General features: G+C 34.5%; 18 protein-coding genes. 4 read left to right on the top strand and 14 right to left on the bottom strand.

Going from position 1 to position 19,230, the window contains the following annotated elements; genetic code table 11:
• Positions 1–77: 77 nt before the first annotated feature.
• From metA to ACFPM4_RS01470, 3 genes are all read right to left on the bottom strand, one after another.
• Positions 78–983: a homoserine O-acetyltransferase MetA gene (metA, locus tag ACFPM4_RS01480; protein ID WP_382346848.1), complete on the bottom strand. Its 906-nt coding sequence runs from the start codon at positions 981–983 to the stop codon at positions 78–80.
• A 147-nt stretch (positions 984–1,130) separates the two neighbouring features.
• The gene (locus ACFPM4_RS01475; protein ID WP_382346845.1) at positions 1,131–2,909 is read right to left on the bottom strand and encodes an ABC transporter ATP-binding protein; all 1,779 of its coding nucleotides are present in this window, start codon (positions 2,907–2,909) and stop codon (positions 1,131–1,133) included.
• 1 nt (position 2,910) lies between these two features.
• Positions 2,911–4,632: an ABC transporter ATP-binding protein gene (locus ACFPM4_RS01470; protein WP_382346841.1), complete on the bottom strand. Its 1,722-nt coding sequence runs from the start codon at positions 4,630–4,632 to the stop codon at positions 2,911–2,913.
• A 196-nt stretch (positions 4,633–4,828) separates the two neighbouring features.
• Here ACFPM4_RS01470 and ACFPM4_RS01465 point away from each other — a divergent pair, with 196 nt between their 5' ends.
• Positions 4,829–6,187 carry a sodium-dependent transporter gene (locus ACFPM4_RS01465; protein WP_382346838.1) on the top strand — a complete coding sequence of 453 codons (1,359 nt, stop codon included), beginning with the start codon at positions 4,829–4,831 and terminating at the stop codon, positions 6,185–6,187.
• A 25-nt stretch (positions 6,188–6,212) separates the two neighbouring features.
• Positions 6,213–6,740, top strand: a complete 528-nt coding sequence (gene msrA / locus ACFPM4_RS01460; RefSeq protein ID WP_382346835.1) for a peptide-methionine (S)-S-oxide reductase MsrA — start codon at positions 6,213–6,215, stop codon at positions 6,738–6,740.
• A 249-nt stretch (positions 6,741–6,989) separates the two neighbouring features.
• On the opposite strand, the gene ACFPM4_RS01455 is transcribed toward msrA, so the two are convergent.
• The 3 genes from ACFPM4_RS01455 to ACFPM4_RS01445 form a co-directional block, all read right to left on the bottom strand.
• Positions 6,990–8,513, bottom strand: coding sequence for an FAD-dependent oxidoreductase (locus ACFPM4_RS01455; RefSeq protein ID WP_382346832.1), 1,524 nt, complete (start codon positions 8,511–8,513; stop codon positions 6,990–6,992).
• An 85-nt stretch (positions 8,514–8,598) separates the two neighbouring features.
• Complete coding sequence (locus ACFPM4_RS01450) at positions 8,599–9,789, bottom strand: CapA family protein (RefSeq protein WP_382346829.1); 1,191 nt, start codon at positions 9,787–9,789, stop codon at positions 8,599–8,601.
• Positions 9,790–9,934: 145 nt separating this feature from the next.
• On the bottom strand, positions 9,935–10,117 hold the full coding sequence (locus ACFPM4_RS01445; RefSeq protein ID WP_144928398.1) for a cold-shock protein: 183 nt from the start codon (positions 10,115–10,117) through the stop codon (positions 9,935–9,937).
• A 155-nt stretch (positions 10,118–10,272) separates the two neighbouring features.
• On the opposite strand from ACFPM4_RS01445, the gene ACFPM4_RS01440 reads away from it, so the two are divergent.
• A complete protein-coding gene (locus tag ACFPM4_RS01440) occupies positions 10,273–11,892 on the top strand; it encodes an ABC-F family ATP-binding cassette domain-containing protein (RefSeq protein ID WP_382346825.1) in 1,620 nt (539 codons plus the stop codon).
• Between the two features lie 42 nt (positions 11,893–11,934).
• Here ACFPM4_RS01440 and ACFPM4_RS01435 read toward each other — a convergent pair whose 3' ends face one another.
• From ACFPM4_RS01435 to trhO, 5 genes are all read right to left on the bottom strand, one after another.
• A complete protein-coding gene (locus ACFPM4_RS01435; protein WP_382346822.1) occupies positions 11,935–12,795 on the bottom strand; it encodes a DUF421 domain-containing protein in 861 nt (286 codons plus the stop codon).
• An 11-nt stretch (positions 12,796–12,806) separates the two neighbouring features.
• Positions 12,807–13,013 (bottom strand): DUF1657 domain-containing protein, encoded by a 207-nt coding sequence (locus tag ACFPM4_RS01430; protein ID WP_382346819.1) that lies wholly within the window; start codon positions 13,011–13,013, stop codon positions 12,807–12,809.
• A gap of 73 nt (positions 13,014–13,086) precedes the next feature.
• Positions 13,087–13,290 carry a DUF1657 domain-containing protein gene (locus ACFPM4_RS01425; protein WP_382346816.1) on the bottom strand — a complete coding sequence of 68 codons (204 nt, stop codon included), beginning with the start codon at positions 13,288–13,290 and terminating at the stop codon, positions 13,087–13,089.
• 128 nt (positions 13,291–13,418) lie between these two features.
• A complete protein-coding gene (locus ACFPM4_RS01420; RefSeq protein ID WP_144928408.1) occupies positions 13,419–14,489 on the bottom strand; it encodes an AI-2E family transporter in 1,071 nt (356 codons plus the stop codon).
• A gap of 106 nt (positions 14,490–14,595) precedes the next feature.
• A complete protein-coding gene (gene trhO / locus ACFPM4_RS01415; protein ID WP_382346813.1) occupies positions 14,596–15,567 on the bottom strand; it encodes an oxygen-dependent tRNA uridine(34) hydroxylase TrhO in 972 nt (323 codons plus the stop codon).
• 257 nt (positions 15,568–15,824) lie between these two features.
• Between trhO and ACFPM4_RS01410 the strand changes: the two genes are divergently transcribed.
• Positions 15,825–16,712 (top strand): YitT family protein, encoded by an 888-nt coding sequence (locus tag ACFPM4_RS01410; protein WP_382346810.1) that lies wholly within the window; start codon positions 15,825–15,827, stop codon positions 16,710–16,712.
• A 78-nt stretch (positions 16,713–16,790) separates the two neighbouring features.
• Here the strand turns inward: ACFPM4_RS01410 and ACFPM4_RS01405 are convergent, their stop codons facing one another.
• The 3 genes from ACFPM4_RS01405 to ACFPM4_RS01395 are packed head-to-tail and all read right to left on the bottom strand — an operon-like array spanning position 16,791 to position 19,226.
• Positions 16,791–17,585, bottom strand: coding sequence for an energy-coupling factor transporter transmembrane component T family protein (locus tag ACFPM4_RS01405; RefSeq protein WP_382346807.1), 795 nt, complete (start codon positions 17,583–17,585; stop codon positions 16,791–16,793).
• Positions 17,582–18,427, bottom strand: a complete 846-nt coding sequence (locus ACFPM4_RS01400) for an energy-coupling factor transporter ATPase (RefSeq protein WP_382346804.1) — start codon at positions 18,425–18,427, stop codon at positions 17,582–17,584. The genes ACFPM4_RS01405 and ACFPM4_RS01400 overlap by 4 nt, the downstream gene beginning before the upstream one ends.
• Complete coding sequence (locus tag ACFPM4_RS01395; RefSeq protein ID WP_382346801.1) at positions 18,411–19,226, bottom strand: energy-coupling factor transporter ATPase; 816 nt, start codon at positions 19,224–19,226, stop codon at positions 18,411–18,413. The genes ACFPM4_RS01400 and ACFPM4_RS01395 overlap by 17 nt, the downstream gene beginning before the upstream one ends.
• Positions 19,227–19,230: the final 4 nt, after the last annotated feature.

The following is a 19,230-nucleotide window of genomic DNA, read 5'->3' as shown; positions in this document are numbered from 1 at the left end:
AACATGCAAATGAAAAAATTTTAAAAAAGAAAAAGGCTTCCAACAAGTCTACTATAATGACTTATTGGACAGCCCCTTTACTGCCATTCATACGGAGTTGCTTGGTATACGTAGTAATTCAACCAGTTCGAGAACAACAAATGACTGTGTGAGCGCCATGTATTAAGCGGTTGTTGCTTGTGATCATCATTTGGAAAATAATTTTCAGGTGGTTCAATATCTATCCCTTTGTTTATATCACGAGCATATTCTTCTGCTAATGTTGTAGCGTCGTACTCCAAATGCCCCGTGATCATAATATTCTTCTCATCTTCAGACATAATTATGAATGGACCTGCTTCCCCATTCGAAAGTAATATTAATTCTGGATGATCTTCAATTTCTTGTTCCTGAACACTTGTGTTGCGAGAATGTGGTGCATAATACACATCATCAAAACCACGTACAAGTTTTATTCTTGGATCAGAAATTGTGTGTTTGTAAATACCAGAACATTTTGCAGGTAAGTCAAATTTATCAATACCATAATGATGATAAAGTGCAGCTTGTGCTCCCCAACAAATATGGATAGTAGAAGTAACTCTTTCCTTCGACCAATCCATGATGGTTTTCAATTCTTCCCAATAGTTAACTTCTTCAAATTTCAGATGTTCCACTGGTGCACCTGTAATAATCATGCCATCATAAGCCCTATCTTTAATATCAGAGAATGTAGTGTAAAACTGTTCGAGATGTGATTTGCTGACATTTTTTGACTCATGTGTCTCCATATGCAAAAACGATACATTTACTTGTAGTGGAGAATTTCCTAGTAGTCTAAGTAGTTGCACTTCCGTTCTTTGTTTTTCGGGCATCAAGTTTACAATTAATATATTTAATGGACGGATATCTTGAGTAATTGCACGTTCTTCATCCATTACAAATATTTTTTCTTGCTCCAGTATTTCTTTTGCCGGCATTTTTTTAGGTATTTTTATCGGCACTTTTGACCCTCCTTGCTGTAAAAATGCTAATAAAATCTATTATAGAGATGTTTGACAATTTCGGCAATGGAGATTTATCGAAAAGATATATTTTAAAATGCAATTCAAAAACTTATTAGATTACCAATACTATTAGGTCCACGATTTTTATCCGATTTCTTGTTTAATCTGACTATGGAATAGTCCATAATAAAATCCTTTTTGTTGCAATAAGGATTGATGTGTCCCTTGTTCAATCAATTGTCCATTATCTAAAACAAGAATTTGATCAGCATTTTGTATAGTGTTTAGTCTGTGAGCGATAACGATACTTGTTCTATTTTTCATGAGTTTATATAATGCATCCTGTATTTTCATTTCTGTAATCGTATCAATATTACTTGTTGCCTCATCTAGAATTAATACTGTAGGATCGGATAGCATGGCTCTGGCGATAGATATGAGTTGCTTCTGTCCTTGACTTATGCCACTTCCTCCTTGTTTTAACACAGTATTATATTGATTAGGTAATTTGCTGATAAAGGAATGTGCATTCGCCATTTTAGCTGCCTCCATTACTTCCTCATCCGATGCACTTAAGTCTCCATAACGAATATTTTCCATAATAGTACCTTGGAATAAATAGGAATCTTGCAAAACAAAGCCCATTTTACTACGTAATTCTGCTCTCGTAATTCTACTAATTTCTTTACCATCAAGGTAAATCTTTCCGTAATCCGGCTCATAAAATCGTGCTAATAAATTGATTATGGTCGTTTTACCAGCACCTGTTGGACCGACTAATGCAACTGTTTCACCAGGTAATGCTCGGAAACTTACATTATTAATCGTTGGCTTATCATCATCATAAGTAAATACTACATTTTTAAATTCCACTTCTCCTTCAACATCACCTAGAGGAATAGTAGATGAATGTTCACGGACTTCCTCTTCATCTAATATTTCAAATACTCGCTCTGCTCCAGCAATAGCGGATAATAAAGTGTTAAATTGGTTTGCTAAATCATTTAACGGCCGGGTAAACTGGCGCGAGTATTCCGTAAATACAAGAATCGTACCTATTGTGACAATCCCAGTATTGACTGCTAATAAACCTCCTGCCCCTGCAATTATGGCAAAGCTTAAGTTATTTAACATATTCATTAATTTAGGGATAAACCCTGAATATGTTTGAGCCCAATAGCCAGCTTTTTTCAATCGTTCATTCTTTTCCATGAACTCTTCAATCATTTTATCTTCTTGGGAAAATGTTTTTACAATTGTTTGGCCAGAAATAGTTTCTTGTATAAAACCATTCATTTCTCCTAAATATTTCTGCTGTTCTTTAAATAACTTTCCTGTTCGGTTTGTAATCCACTTCATTCCAAAGAACATTAATGGGACTACACTCATTGTAATTAATGTTAAGATTGGGCTTAAAATTAACATGACAGTAATTGTACCAATCAATGTTAAAACGCTTGAAAAGACTTGGATTACGGAGCTGTTTAACGTTTGACTGACATTATCAATATCATTTGTAATTCTACTCATTAGTTCTCCATGTTGACGCTTATCAAAAAACTTGATTGGTAATTTGTGCAGATGTTCAAAAAGTTGTTTCCTCATAGAAAAAACGGTAGTTTGCCCAATGCCAATCATAACAAAACTTTGCAAAAAACTAGTTAGAGAGAAACAAAGATACACCGCTCCAATAAAAATGAGAATGACAATTAGTGAATTTCCATCGTTCGTTGCAATATAGTTATCCACTGTTTTACCAATTAAAAATGGTCCTAACAATCCAAGCCCCGAGCTTACCATTACCATGCTTAGGACAAGAATTAATTTACCTCGGTGTACATCTAAGTATTTCCAAATCCGGAATAAAGTCTTTTTCCAATTTTTTGCATAAGTTACTTTCTTGGTAAAACGATCATTACGCATCCTACAAGACCTCCTTTGCATTCTGGGATTGATAAATCGCCTTGTATAGCTCAGAGGTTGCTAGTAAACTATCATGGCTTCCGTTAGCAACTAATCTACCTTCATCTAACAACAGTATTTGATCTGCTGCCTTTGCAGTTGTTATCTTTTGGGTAATAATAAATGTCGTGCAATCAAATTTATCAAGTGCTTGTAGCAACTTTGCCTCTGTTCTCATATCGAGAGCACTCGTACTATCATCTAGAAATAACAGCTTAGGCTTACGAATTAATGCTCTTGCAATCGAAAGTCTTTGCTTTTGTCCCCCGGAAAAGTTTACACCTTTTTGTCCAATCTTCGTTTCATATGTATTTGGTAATCTCATAATTGTCTCATATATTTGGGCATCTTCCATACTTTCGATAATTTCTTCCATAGTTGCGTCATCTTTCCCCCACGAAATATTTTCTTTCACAGAACCTGTAAATAATATCGCTTCTTGAGGAACAAAACCCATTTGCTTTCGTAATGTTTTTAAATCCATTTTTTTAATATCGATTCCATCAATGCGTATGCATCCTTTTGTTGTATCATATAACCTTGGAATTAGTTGGAATAATGTTGACTTACCAGATCCGGTTGCACCCATTACTGCTACCCTATCCCCTGCTTCAACAGTGAAGCTAATATCTTGTAAAACAGGAGTATTTGTTCCTGGATATGTAAAACTTACATTTTCAAAATCAACCTTTCCATATCTAATTTTGCTAGTTGTGGAAGGAATATTATTATTTTCAAAGTCTTCTTCGGTATTTAACACTTCACTAATTCTTTGTGCAGAAGCTCTTCCACGTGCGAAGGCCATCGTGATCCAAGTTAACATTCCTAGTGCAGCAGTAATTCTAAAACCATAATTGATTAAAGTTACGAGTTCCCCAACGAGTAATCCATTTTGATTCACTTCAAAAGACCCGAACCATATAATAAGTAAAATTCCGATATTCATAACAAATAATAACGTTGGTCCTACTAATTCTACTAATCGTAGCGCTTTCATCGTTTCATTTCTTAAGTTTGTATTCGCGGTGTTAAAACGATTTTCTTCAAATTCCTTCCTTCTAAAAGCTTTCACTAAACGCATCCCAATTAAATTTTCCTGCATGACATTATTCACTTTATCCAACTTATTTTGAACTCGTTTAAATAACTTACCACTTCTACTCATCATCCATACAAGCAATACAATTAATAATGGAATTGGAACAACAAGAATAAGAGCTAGTTTCCAATTTACTATCAGTGCCATTGCGACCGCACCTATCACTAATAATGGTGCCCGGAAAGCAATTCTTAAACTCATATGGATTGTATTTTGTACTTGGGTAATATCATTTGTTAATCTTGTAATTAAAGATGAAGTTTCATATTGTGCTAGATTGTGAAAAGAAAAGGATTGAACTTTCTTAAAAAGTCCAGCTCTAACATCAAAACCAAAACTTTGACTTACATGAGATGATACAAATGAATTAATAATTCCTGCGATAAATCCTAATAATGACATACCAATCATGATAAGACCCCAATAACTAACAGCACCCATATCTTCTTTCATGATACCTTGATCAATAATCTTCCCCATGAAAATCGGATGTGTTAATTCTACAACAAGTTCTAATAACATAAGTACCCACGCTATCACCATCGCTAATGGATAAGGTTTTAAAAACGATAGTATTTTCCGCATACACTATTCCTCCAATAAAAGCACCGCTACTTTTTAGAATCTTTAGTTTATATCTTATACGACAATCAACAACTTGTCATGCAAAGCAAACTGATTTTTCATAACTTTACTTCTTATTTTAATATGAGATTTTCCACCTTTTTTCATTTGGATTCTTTCTTACATATGGTATTCTATACTTCTGAGGAGTGAACAAATGAAACAACAACGTGAACAATGGACATCAAAACTTGGATTTATATTAGCTGCTGCAGGCTCTGCTATTGGCCTTGGGGCTATATGGAAATTCCCTTATATCGCTGGGACTAACGGCGGTGGCGCTTTTCTCTTCGTATTTATTTTATTTACGCTACTTGTGGGTATGCCCATTCTCCTTGCTGAATTTGCAATTGGACGATCAGCACAGAAGGATGCTATCTCTGCATATAAATTCTTAACACCCGGTACTGCATGGCCATGGTTAGGTAGGATCGGAATCGTGTCTAGCTTTATTATTTTGTCTTTCTATAGTGTTGTCGGTGGATGGATCTTCATCTATTTACTGCATATCTTTTTAGGAAATCTTCAGATAGAATCCGCTGAACAATTTAATCAGTTATTTTCTGAATCGATCATGAATCCCTACCTCGCAGTTGGTGGTCAGTTAATTTTTATGATTTTAACCATATGGGTAGTCGGTAGAGGGGTACAAAAAGGGATAGAACGTGCTTCTCAAATCATGATGCCAGCATTATTTATTTGTTTTATCATTTTAATCATACGTTCCTTAACACTCCCTAATGTCGGTGAAGGTATTTCATTCTTTTTATTACCTGATTTTGGAGCGCTAAATTCAAAAACGATTATATATGCACTTGGGCATTCATTCTTTGCGTTAAGTGTCGGAAACTCTGTTATGGTTACGTATAGCTCTTATTTAGAAAAGAACACGAGTTTATCAAAATCAGCAACTGTAATCGTGATAATGAATATCGTCATTTCATTGTTAGCAGGTCTTGCCATCTTCCCTGCTGTGTTTTCACTTGGAATGGAGCCTACTGAAGGACCAGGGTTGTTATTTGTTGTATTACCTGCAGTCTTTAATGAAATGCATTTCGGAATGGTCTTTTTATTTATTTTCTTGATACTTTTTTTATTTGCAACATTAACATCCGCTTTCTCTCTATTAGAGATCATTGTTGCAGTATTTTCGAAGGACAAGCCTAAGCGCAGGAAAAAAGTAACATGGATTACTGGAATTCTAATCTTCTTAGCTGGAGTACCATCAGCATTATCATTTGGTGTATTAAAAGATACAACCATAATTAACAAATCCATATTTGATACAGCTGATTTTCTCGCATCCAATATACTTCTACCAATTGGTGCATTATTTATCGCATTGTATGCAGCCTTTAAATTACCAAAATCACTACTACTTAATGAATTAACAATTAACACAAAACATGGTAAGATTGTCTTTACGATTTGGTACTTTTTAATCCGTTATATTGCACCTACAGCGATTATCATTGTTTTTTTAGATTCAATTGGTATGTTTGATTGGATGAGATGATTTTAAATATGGAGATGAATGAAAGATGAATAATACGATACAAACAGCTATGTTTGCTGGTGGTTGCTTCTGGTGTATGGTTAAACCTTTTGATCAATGGGATGGCATAGAGAGTGTTATCTCAGGTTATTCTGGTGGACATGTAGAAAATCCAACATATGAAGATGTTAAATCAGGTACTTCAGGGCATTATGAAGTTGTTCAAATTACTTTTGATCCTAACATTTTTTCCTATGATCAGTTGTTAGAAATATATTGGCAGCAAATTGACCCAACTGATGCAGGTGGTCAATTCCACGACCGTGGCGACTCCTATAGAACTGCGATTTTTTATCATAATGAAGAACAAAAACAAGCTGCTGAAAAATCAAAAGCTGCTTTAGCTGCAAGTGGTAAATTCAAAAAACCAATCGTTACCGAAATACTTCCAGCAAAAAAATTCTATCCTGCAGAAGAATACCATCAAGACTTTTATAAAAAGAGTAAAGATGAGTATGAAGAAGATAGAAAGAAATCCGGTCGTGATGAGTTTATTAAAGAATACTGGAGATAAAAACGATCTTCCTGTTGGAATCATTTAGAGAAAAATATGGAGCTACTGAAAAGCCAAACTATTACTCGAATTATATTCAAGATAGTTTGGCTTTTTCTATAAAATATATTGGTAAAAAGTGTAACCCTAATATAATATTATGTGCAGTTTTCAATGGAGCAACTATTTGTTTGTATTATGAATCGAACGTTACCGCGAAGTGTATTTCCGTAGCGGTATAGTTGTTCATATATTAAAGGAACCCAACAGTTATTCAACTTCAATTTTCTTCAAAGGCTTTTCTGCAGGACCTTCAACTACTTCACCAGTATAAGAGAATCTTGAGCCATGACAAGGACAATCCCATGTATTGTCACCACTATTCCAGTTAACCTCACAGCCCATATGTGTGCATGTCGTATCAACAACAAATAACTCCCCTGCTTCATTTTTATAGGCCCCTGCTCTTTTTCCTTTATATGTGATAGCCGCTCCTTCACCATTAGCGACATCTTTTATTTCTTTATCAGGACGATCCAATTTGCCACCAATTAAATTTGCTGCAACGTTCACATTTTCTTTAATTAATTTCTTTAAGCTTGGGTCTGCTTGAAAGCGTGCCGGTGAAAAAAGTTCTGCAAACCGATTCGGTTTATCCATAATTAAGTCCTTAATGATATGTGCTGCTACAACGCTAGTGGTCATTCCCCATTTTCGAAATCCTGTTGCTACATATATATTTGGATTATCTTTATGTTGTCGACCAATATAAGGTAGTTTATCAAGTGATATTAAATCCTGAGCTGACCAACGATATTTAAATTCTTTTACACCAAAATGTTTGGAAGCCCAATGTTCTAATGCTTCATAATGTTCAATTTCTGGCTTTCCTTGTCCCGTTTTATGACCATCACCACTGAATAATAGTAATTCTTCTCCATCAATTGTAACAGCACGTACAGAACGTGTCGGTTTTTCTGCATTTAAATACAATCCACCAGTGAATTCTTTTTCAGGTTTACCAGCAACAACGTAAGAACGTTCTGGATGTAATCGAGCAAAAAATCCTCTATCATCATGAAAAGGAAAATGCGATGCAGAAATAACATAGTTCGCTGAAACTTTATTACCATTACGAAAATGAACAACAGATGGATTCCCTTCCTCCATCTTCGTAGCAACAGAGTTCTCGTAAATTTCTCCACCCATTTCTTTTATTTCCTGCAGGAGATGGGTCAAAAATTGTACTGGATGAAAACGAGCTTGATTTTTCATTACTATTGCACCTTGATTCGCAATATCCATTGGTATATCTTCTACAAACCCGCCTTCAATCCCTATGCTTTTATACGCTTCTGCTTCTTTCTTTAAATTATCGATATAATTACTATCATTGGTATAAATATAAGCATCTTCTTGTTGAAAATCACATTCTATTCCAAGTGTAGTGATCCATTTTTCCATTTGATTGCGTGCTAATCGATTTGCTTCATAATACAATTTGGCATTTTCGACTCCAAAATGTTGGATAAATTCATCATAAATTAATCCATGTTGAGCAGTTATTTTTGCGGTCGTATGCCCTGTTGTACCATTCATTACAGTAGTAGCTTCGAAAATTGCAACGGTTAGTCCTTTCTTCGCTAGCACATAGGCAGTCGTAATTCCTGTTATTCCTCCACCAATAATCGCTATATCGACATGCATATCTTTTGTAATTTCTGGATATCTAGAAATCTTTGATGAATTTAACCAGTATGAAGCATATTCATTATTATCATTTATCATTGTCATCACATAGCCTCCATCTTAATACTCTCATAGTTGATATCCCCCAATTACTCCAAAAAAATGTATAAACATAAAAAAAACAGTCAAATTAATGACTGTTCGATTGTTTAGGATGAATTTCTCCTGTCTCTGTAATTCGAATATTAAATGAAATACTTTCTAAATACATTAACATGTTATTATACGCTTTTTCTGATAATGGCTTTATTTTTCCATTATCAATAATATGAGGGTCAAAACTCAAAGTAATATTATTACCATGGAATTTGGCAGTTAACAATCCTGTTTGTGCGGTTTCATCTTTTACATAAGGAGGAAACAAGAAATTGCCTAACGAGTATGCGACAGGCATACCGTCAAATATTTCAAATCCTTGTAACCAATGTGGATGTGAACCAACAATTAGATCGACACCTATCTGTTGTAATTCTTGTGCATATTGTCGTTGATAATCCACCGGTTTATTTTGTTTTTCTACTCCCCAGTGAAAATATACAATTGTATAATCTGCATCTCCTTGTTGCTCCTGAATTGTTTTCTTTACAAGTGGTAAATCATATCCATTAGGAACACCTGATTTACCTTCTACTGCTAACCAATCAGTACTAGGGATAAACCTTATAAATGAGAAAAATTTAAACTTCTTTCCTTTTATAATTACTTCTTTTGCTGCATATGCATCCTTCGCATTTCGACCTGCACCAATATAATCAAAATCATAACTTTCAACATGTTGTAACGTATCCAATAAACCTGGACGCAAATAATCTAACGTATGATTATTTCCTATATTTAACATATCAAAGCCAGCATTTTTGAGTGCATCTAATCCTTGAACTTCTGACTTAATCCAGAATAATTGATTTGGATCTTTTTCAGCTCTTTTTGTGAATACAGTTTCGGCATTAATAAAAGCATAATCAGCAGCTTGAACTTTCTTTTTTACATGTGTGAAAGGATAATCATACCCATGTTTGTCGAGAATTGGTCTTAATCCCCAATCAAACATCGTGTCTCCAGCAAATATAATATTGATTTCAGGCTCTGACTCCTCCACTATATCGGGTTCTTCCTCCACTTTTTCCAACTCTATATTATTTGGTTTTACAGATGCAATAATATGTTTATGACCATGTTTGTATAATATTTTTTGTGCATTAAAACTAGTAGTTTGAAAAAATAGTATCATACTAAATAAAAACACAATAATACTACAAATATAGACTATTTTTATTCGTGCTTTTCTTCGTCTTTCTCGATAAAAAGTCTTTCTATCCAAACAGCACTCCTCCTAGAATCTCTATCTTATCATGGCTCCTGGATTTGTTGCTGTTTTATTTTTCGTTTTTAATTGACAAATTTTGCCACGCGCAAAAAAAGAAAAGACTGTGTTTGATTTTACTCAACACAGTCGTTAAAAGAATTTAACTTATTACAGGCAAAACTCTTGTTTCTTGTACCATTTCCGATTTGCAAATAGGACAAACCGTCTTTTCTTCATTAGAAAAGGCATCCCTCATCCAACATGAACATTCTTCACTTGTACATGACCAAACTACTGTTTCCACTTCAGGAATCGGTTCCTGTGGACCTCTTCGATAAGCCAATGGCAAGATCCCCTTTCATCGTTATAATACCATTATACGATATATCCAATCATAAACCAAATTACGTTTAAGGATTATAGAAAACACATAAAGACTATAGGCTCGAAACATGCTATAATATTTGGGATTATGATTTATGGAGGAATCGATAAACGTTGATTACTGTAAATAATGTAAGTCTCCGCTATGGAGATCGTAAATTGTTTGAAGATATTAATATTAAGTTTACCCCCGGTAATTGCTATGGTCTAATTGGAGCTAACGGTGCAGGTAAATCTACATTTTTAAAAATTCTATCAGGGGAAATTGAATCGCAAACTGGTTCTGTAACAATAACTCCTGGAGAAAGATTGGCAGTATTAAAACAGGATCACTTCCAATATGAAGAAGAAGAAGTGTTGAAAGTAGTCATTATGGGGCATGCTCGTCTTTATGAAGTGATGCAAGAGAAAGATGCAATTTATATGAAAGCTGATTTTTCCGAAGAAGATGGGATGCGTGCTGCTGAACTTGAAGGAGAATTTGCTGAACTAAATGGTTGGGAAGCAGAATCAGAAGCAGCTATATTACTAAAAGGACTTGGAATTGATGAAGGTCTTCATACAAAAAAAATGGCAGAATTATCAGGGGCTGACAAAGTCAAGGTTTTGCTTGCACAAGCTTTATTTGGTAAGCCAGATATCCTTCTTTTGGATGAGCCGACAAACCACTTAGATATTAAAGCTATTCAATGGTTAGAAGAGTTCCTGATTAATTTTGAGAATACCGTTATTGTTGTATCCCATGACCGTCACTTCTTAAATAAAGTTTGTACTCATATTGCAGACCTTGATTTCAGTAAAATTCAAATCTATGTTGGAAACTATGACTTCTGGTATGAATCAAGTCAGCTTGCTCAAAGAATGGCACAGGATGCAAATAAAAAGAAAGAAGAAAAAATTAAAGAATTACAAGCCTTTATTGCGCGCTTTAGTGCCAATGCATCAAAATCAAGACAGGCTACTTCACGTAAGAAATTACTCGATAAAATCACACTAGATGATATTCAACCTTCTTCAAGAAGATATCCTTTTGTTGGATTCTCTCCTGAGCGAGAAATTGGTAATGACTTACTTCGTGTAGATCAATTATCAAAAACAATTGATGGAGTGAAGGTTTTAGATAATATTAGTTTTACCATGAATAAAGATGATAAAATCGCATTAGTTGGTACAAATGAAATTGCGAAAACGACTCTATTTAAAATTCTTGCAGGGGAAATGGAGCCTGATGAGGGTTCATATAAATGGGGTGTAACTACATCACAAGCATACTTCCCTAAAGACAACTCGGAGTACTTTGAAGGCAGTGATGTCAATCTAGTAGAATGGCTACGTCAATTCTCACCAAAAGATGACAGTGAAAGCTTCTTACGTGGATTCTTAGGAAGAATGTTATTCTCTGGTGAAGAAGTATTGAAAAAAGCTTCTGTACTTTCCGGAGGAGAAAAAGTTCGCTGTATGCTATCTAAAATGATGCTATCTGGTGCAAATGTATTATTGCTAGATGAACCTACAAACCATCTTGATTTAGAATCCATTACTGCACTAAATAATGGCCTGATTAGCTTTAAAGGATCTATTATTTTTGCATCTCATGACCATCAATTTGTGCAAACAATTGCCAATCGTATCATTGATTTAACACCAAAAGGTATGATTGATAAACAGATGACTTATAATGAGTATTTAGAAGATGATAATCTTCAAAAACAAGTAGAACAAATGTATATGTAATAAAGTTTGTACACCCCTGAAACAATGACAATTTCAGGGGTTTCATTCATTTAATAAATGCTTTGTTTTATTGATAATTTTCATCAATTTTTCTGCATTTTCTTTATACATTTGTTTTGCGCTTTCTACATCTGTCTCTAATGCATAAGATTCTAATTCTGCCTGACTCTTCTTCATAGCAGTTAAGAGATTTTGTCTTGGTTTTGCATCTTGTATTTGAATTTTGTCATCGTAAATATCAACTGTCAGTTTCCCATAGGAATCAATTTGTCCTATATATACATTATCAAGTGCTACATTTAATTTTTCTAACTCTGCTTCCAACCATGCCCGAGTGTAGCCACTAGCAGCTAAAGCCGAATCCATGATTTCTCCTTCTAAAATAACATTTTGCGGTACTCTCTCAGGCGCTACATCCATTTGTAAATCTGCCGGTGTTAAAGGTCTTTTTTCCTTCTTTAGTAGAACATTTAATTCACCATTTGTTTCTAACATCGCAAATTCCACATCAGCTATAGAGAAAGCATTCTTCTTACGCAACAATTCTAATAACTCATTAACAGTGTATTTTTCTTTTGCTAAATTATCTTCAAGTATTTTTCCGTCACGAATAACAACAGTTGATTTACCTTCAATAAAATTCCTTGCCTTTTTACTTTTCAAAGATAATAGTCCAGCTAATAAGGGAATTATTGCCCAAATAAGCATACTGTATAAACCATGTAAGAAATCCCGATCAAGTCCAGTCGATATTTCAGCAGCAACACTTCCGATTGTTATACCTGCAACATACTCAAAAAATGACAGTTGAGATAATTGTTTTTTTCCAAGCATTTTAGTTAATAAAAATAGTACAATCACAAGACTTGCTGACCTTATTATAATGTTTAACCAATCAGGCATTCTTCTTCCTCCTAAGAGTTCCGATATTGTAATTCTTCTGCCTTCATTACTTCTATTCGTTTGTTAACATCATGGATTATATTGTCCATTTCTTGCATGGATTCATGAAAAATACGACTAGTCTCTCCATCAGTTGTAACTTGTGCTAGATGACTTAATTCTGATTGGATTACTTTCAAATTTGCTAATGTTCCTTTTACATTAGAAATAACTGTCATTATTATTTCACCCTTTACTTATTAAAAATGGAGGAAAGAGATGTATTAACCTCTCTCCTCCATCTTTTACGGTCTATTCGTTATATTGTGGTTCCTCTTGCATGATCTCTTGGAGGCGAGGATTTAACATATCAATTATTGTTTGTGTTTGTTGGGCAGCTTGCTTATAAAGTTGCTTTGCTTGTTCGTTATCTGTATCAAGAGCAAATCCTTCCAAACTTGCTTGTGCACTTTTTAACCCTGTAACAGTTTGCTTAACATTTGTAATAACTGTCATCGTAATCCCCCTCATGTAGTTAATTGCCAAAGAAGAACAAGTTTATTTTTAATCAAACTCGACATAATATGAGTTGAAAATAATAACAAAAAAAGCAGATATACTCAGAAGAGTCATCTGCTTTAACATTAATCTAACTTTATAAAACGATAAATATGACTGACAATAACTTTTAATAACGCATACGCAGGGACTGCCAGAATCAACCCAATAATACCTCCGAATTGTCCTGCAACTAATAATACAAAGATAATTGTTAAAGGATGAACCTTTAACGCTTTTCCCATTACAATTGGTGAAATAAAGTTACTTTCAATTTGTTGGACAACTACAGCTATTATAATAACTAGTAATGCCTTTACTGGTGAAGTAAATAAACCGACGATAACTGCAGGAATTGTCCCTATCCACGGACCAATAAATGGAATTACGTTTGTTACCATTGATGTTAGTCCTAATACTAAGGAATAATCTAGCCCAATAATTAAGTAACCTATGTATGCAAATACCCCAACGAAGAGACTAACGGTTAATTGCCCTTGTATATAGGAGCTCAATGCTGTATCCATATCTGACAATACATTATAAGCTTCTTTTCTTTGTTTTTTTGGAAGGATTTTTTCAATTATTTTTGGTGCTTTCTCCCCGTCTTTTAGCATGAAAAAAAGGACAAAAGGAACAAGGACAAGGACCATTACGGTATTGGCAATAAATCCTACGGTTGTTGCAATTCCTGAAAGGAGATCTTGAATAAGTTGCTGAGCATTTTCTTCAAATTTCGATAAATATTTTTCAACAGAAAAATAATCACTATCTTGGAATTGTGCAAACCATTCTTTTTCCGTTAACGACATAACCCATTTTTGAATGTTATTGATAATGGCAGGCATATTATCAACTAAGTTTCTGAACTGCTTTTGTAATTCAGGACCAATGAGAAAAACAGCACCCGTGATAACTCCTGCAATTCCAATAAAGACAATAATAATTGCTAATGTTCTATGTATTTTCCGTGAAAGAAGATTAACTAAAGGCCTTAATAAATAATACAAAACCCCTGCTAAAATAATTGGTGGGAATAGTGTTTTTACAATAATAACTAATGGTGTGAAGATAAACCTAACCTGTGTACCTAATAAGATGATTAAAAATATCATGATTGTCGCTATTCCGACTTGAAACCATTTCTCTCTATACATTGTTCTCCTCTTTTCTAATCATTTCCATTATAGTTATTATCGCAGAATTAGACAAATTTTCAAACAGAAAAACCCGTAAGCCTTAAAAAGGTTTACGGGTTATGATTTAGTTTACAGAAACTGTTTCTTCTTCTAAAGCTTTTAATCTTTGTTCTACTTCTTCTGGAGATAAATTGTGCTCTTTAATATAAAGATTTCTTGGATGAACTCGACACTCATCAGAACAACTTCTCATATATTTATGTTCATTTTCTTCAGAAGCTAAAATTTGTTTATTACATTCAGGGTTTGCACAATTTATATAACGTTCACAAGGAGTTCCATCAAAGTAATCGCGCCCAACAATTACATGTTCTTTGCGATTTACTGGAACCGCAATACGCTCATCAAATACATAGCATTGACCATCCCAAAGCTCTCCTTGTACTTCTGGGTCTTTCCCATAAGTGACAATACCGCCATGAAGCTGGCCGACATCTTCAAAACCTTCTTTTACTAACCATCCAGAAAACTTTTCACAACGGATACCGCCAGTGCAATATGTTAAGATTTTTTTTCCTTCGAGCTTTTCTTTATTTGCACGCACCCAAGCCGGTAATTCACGGAACGTTTCAATATCAGGACGAATAGCTCCTCTGAAGTGTCCTAAATCATATTCATAGTCATTACGTGCATCAAGAACAACTGTATTCTCATCTTGCATCGCTTCATAGAATTCTCTAGGACTTAAATACTTACCTGTAATTTCATGAGGATTAATATCATCTTCTAGTCGCAATGTAACTAATTCTTTGCGAGGACGCACATGCATTTTCTTAAAAGCATGTTGATCTGCTTCATCAATTTTGAATACCATTGTCGCAAAACGAGGATCCTTTTTCATTTCCGTCATGTATGTTTCTGTATCTTCCCAAGTTCCAGAAACAGTACCGTTAATCCCTTCCTTTGCAACAAGGATTCTACCTTTTAAATTAATGTCCTTACAAAATTTCAAATGTTGTGCTGCAAATTCTTCCGGATTTTCAATTGTTACATACTGATAATACAATAATACACGATATGCTGCTTTTTCAGACATACTAAATACCACCTATTCAACTTATATTTGCAAGATATAAACGTGTTTAGGAGGATATGAGGTCGAATTTTCGCAAAATCCGACAATATACACTTTATTCTTACCAAAGTATTTTAACGTTTTTATACAAAGAAATCAAGTTGGGAGTACTTTCCAGAAGACAGGTAGCAAGGAAACCTTAAATTCTTCTAGTAGATTTTTTGAATTGGCCAATAATATGGATGTGATTATATATTATTGGAGGACGTAAATTTCTTATGAAGGTTAAACCAAACACTACAAAAATAACACATCAAAAATTATCAAAAAAAGAAATTGTAGGACGAATTTTCATCGTAACAATTGGTGCCCTCATAATGGCTATTTCTCTTGAGGTTTTCCTCATACCCAATAATATTTTGGATGGTGGAATTACTGGTATTGCCATTATCATTTCACATTTAACTGGTCTCAAAGTGGGAATACTATTATTTGCTTTAAATTTGCCCTTTATTTTCGTAGGTTACAAACAAATCGGAAAGACTTTTGCACTCACAACATTATATGGAATCATTGTCCTTTCTAGTTCATCCCTCTTTCTTCATCATCATTATATTGTTACTCATGATTTATTACTTGCTACTGTTTTTGGAGGAATTATATTAGGAATTGGTGTAGGCTTAGTAATACGATATGGAGGTTCCCTCGATGGTACAGAAATAATCTCCATTCTAATAAATAATAAACTCCCCCTTTCGGTTGGAGAGGTTATCTTATTTTTTAATTTTTTCATCTTTAGTACTGCAGGATTTGTATTTAGTTGGGAAAGAGCTATGTATTCGATTCTCACCTATTTCATTGCATCTAAGTTCATTGATATCATCGTAAGTGGACTAAACGAGTCCAAATCTGCATGGATTATAAGTGATAATCCAGAAAAAATCGCAGACGCTATCCTAGCAAGATTAGGACGTAGTGTTACAGTATTAAACGGACTTAATCCTTATTCAGGTGAAGATAAACAAGTGGTTTTCTGTGTGATCACAAGACTAGAGGAGAAAAAGTTAAAATCAATATTAAATGAACTAGATGCAAATGCTTTTTTAGCAGTTGGAAGTATATCCGAAGCACAAGGAGGACGTTTTAAGAAAAAAGGTATTCATTAACGACGAGCTACATCATCCAAGGAAGTAGTGGAATTACTACACTTGGATGATGATATGACAATTAACAATTAGTAGTTTTTATGATGGAAGTAATATGATGAGAATTGTTAATAACATGAGTATAAACAAACTTCGGGTATCTTTTTTTCTCCAACTTAATTTTCTGAAAGTGGTTCTACTTTTCCCAGATTGATAGCCTTTTACTTCCATCGCATTTGCTAATTGTTCTGCTCTTTCAAGGGAACTGGAGAATAGAGGGATAAAAATAGGAACTAAAGTTTTCATTTGTCGTACGATAGAACCCTTACCAAATACTGTTCCTCTTGACCTTTGTGCATCCATTACTTTTTGAGTTTCGTCTAATAGTGCAGGCACAAACCGTAATGCAATTGTAAGCATTAAGGAGATTTCATCGACCGGAACTTTCAACTTACTTAAAGGACGTATTAAGTAGTTAAGAGCATCTGTTAAATCTATTGGTCTTGTAGTCAAAGTTACGATAGTAGATACAAAAACTATCATAACAAATCTACAAAATATATATACTCCATTCACGAGACCATAAGAAGAGATAGTAATAATACCCCACTTAACATAAATAGTCCCACCTGCAGTAAACAGGACTTGTAGGAAAACAGTAAATGTAATTAGCCAAATTAGTGGTTTTACCCCTCGATAATAAACAGAAAACTTGACTCCGGATAGCCGCATGACTGTTAAAGTAAATATCCATAGTAATACATAGGCTTGCCAATTGGATGCCAAAAGCAATAAAAATATAAAATAACAACCTCCAATTAGCTTTGCTCGCGGGTCTAAACGATGGAGAATTGATTCACCAGGATAATAACGGCCTAATAAAAGAGTATTCATATTATATCAGCTGCTATTATAGCTTCTGATAATTCTTCCACAGTGAGACATTTCATTGAAAGTTTTCTGCCAATTTCCTTTTCAATCTTCATTTGCAAAGACAAAACATCTGGTAAATATAAACTCCATTTGTTTATTAGTTCCAGATTGGAAAAGGCATTTCGTACATTGCAATGCATAACTACTTTGCCATTTTCCATGATAACGACATTATCGGCATAGTCTATAACATCCTTCATGTCATGTGTAACCATCACAATTGTTAGGTGATGATGTAGATTCAAGTCTGTTAGGAGTGTAAATAATTCTTTTTTCCCGTTTCGATCCAGCCCCGCTCCTGGTTCATCGAGAACTAATACCTCTGGTTCCATTGCTAATATCCCTGCTATGGCAACTCTTCTCTTCTGCCCGCCAGATAAAGAGAACGGAGAGTTTCCTAATATGTTCTCACTCAACCCAACTTGTTGAATAACTTTTTTGGCAATTGTCTTTGCCTCTTGTAATGCCACACCAAAGTTTAAGGGTCCAAAGCATATATCTTTTTCTACTGTTTCAGCAAATAATTGTGATTCTGGAAATTGAAAGACCATACCAACTTTTTTACAAATTAATCGTCTTGTATCCTCTTCTACCGTAATTCCATCAATTTTAACCTTGCCAGTATGTGGCATAAGAAGTCCGTTCATTGCTTTAATTAGACTGGTTTTCCCCGCTCCTGCATGCCCTATAACTGCTGTGAAACTCCCTTTCTGTATATGGAGATTTACTGTATCAAGTATAGATTTTCGACGAATTGGACCTATTTGATAATCTGCACTAACACCTTCAAATTGAATTTCCAAACCACTTCACCAACTCTGCTTCTGTCATAAAGTTTCGAGGGAGTTCCTTCCCTTTTGTTATTAATAACCTTCTAAGTTGATCGGCAACCGGTACTTCCCAATCACAAACATTGTCAAAATAATCCTTAGGAGCACCATCAAAATTTACTTTACCAGTTCTTAACTGAATAATCCTGTCTGCGGAAGCTGCTTCCGCCATGTCATGTGTGATGGAAATAATCGTTAGCTTTTCTTTCATCTTTAATTCTTGTAAAATTCGAATAATAGAGTTTCTACTTTTAGGATCGAGCATTACAAAGGCCTCATCCAAAATAATTAACTGTGGATGTAGAGCTAAAACACCTGCTAGTGCCACCTTCTGCTTTTGACCACCTGATAAAAGGGAGGGATCCATTCTACTCAATTCTGATATGCCAACAAGCTGTAATGAATGATTTACTCGATCTTTCATCTCAGCATATGACATATTCAAATTTTCTAAACTAAATGCAACGTCATCCTCTACCGTTGTTCCGATAAATTGATTATCTGGATTTTGCCATACCATACCAATGTGCTGACGAATACTCCAAATTGTATGTTCGTCCATTTTTATTTGGTTTATATAAATTTGTCCCCTAGTATGTTGTACTAGTCCAACTAATAATTTCGCAATCGTTGATTTACCTGATCCATTATCACCTATGACGGACACCCATTCCCCCTTTTGTACCTGGAATGAGACATCATGGATCACTTCATTTCCACGTTTATCATATTGAAAACATATATTCTCTACTTTTACTACGACTTCACTCATATTG

The organism is Lederbergia graminis (assembly GCF_042655485.1).
Lineage (GTDB): Bacteria > Bacillota > Bacilli > Bacillales > Bacillaceae_C > Lederbergia > Lederbergia graminis.
This window is presented reverse-complemented; position numbering and strand designations above follow the sequence as displayed.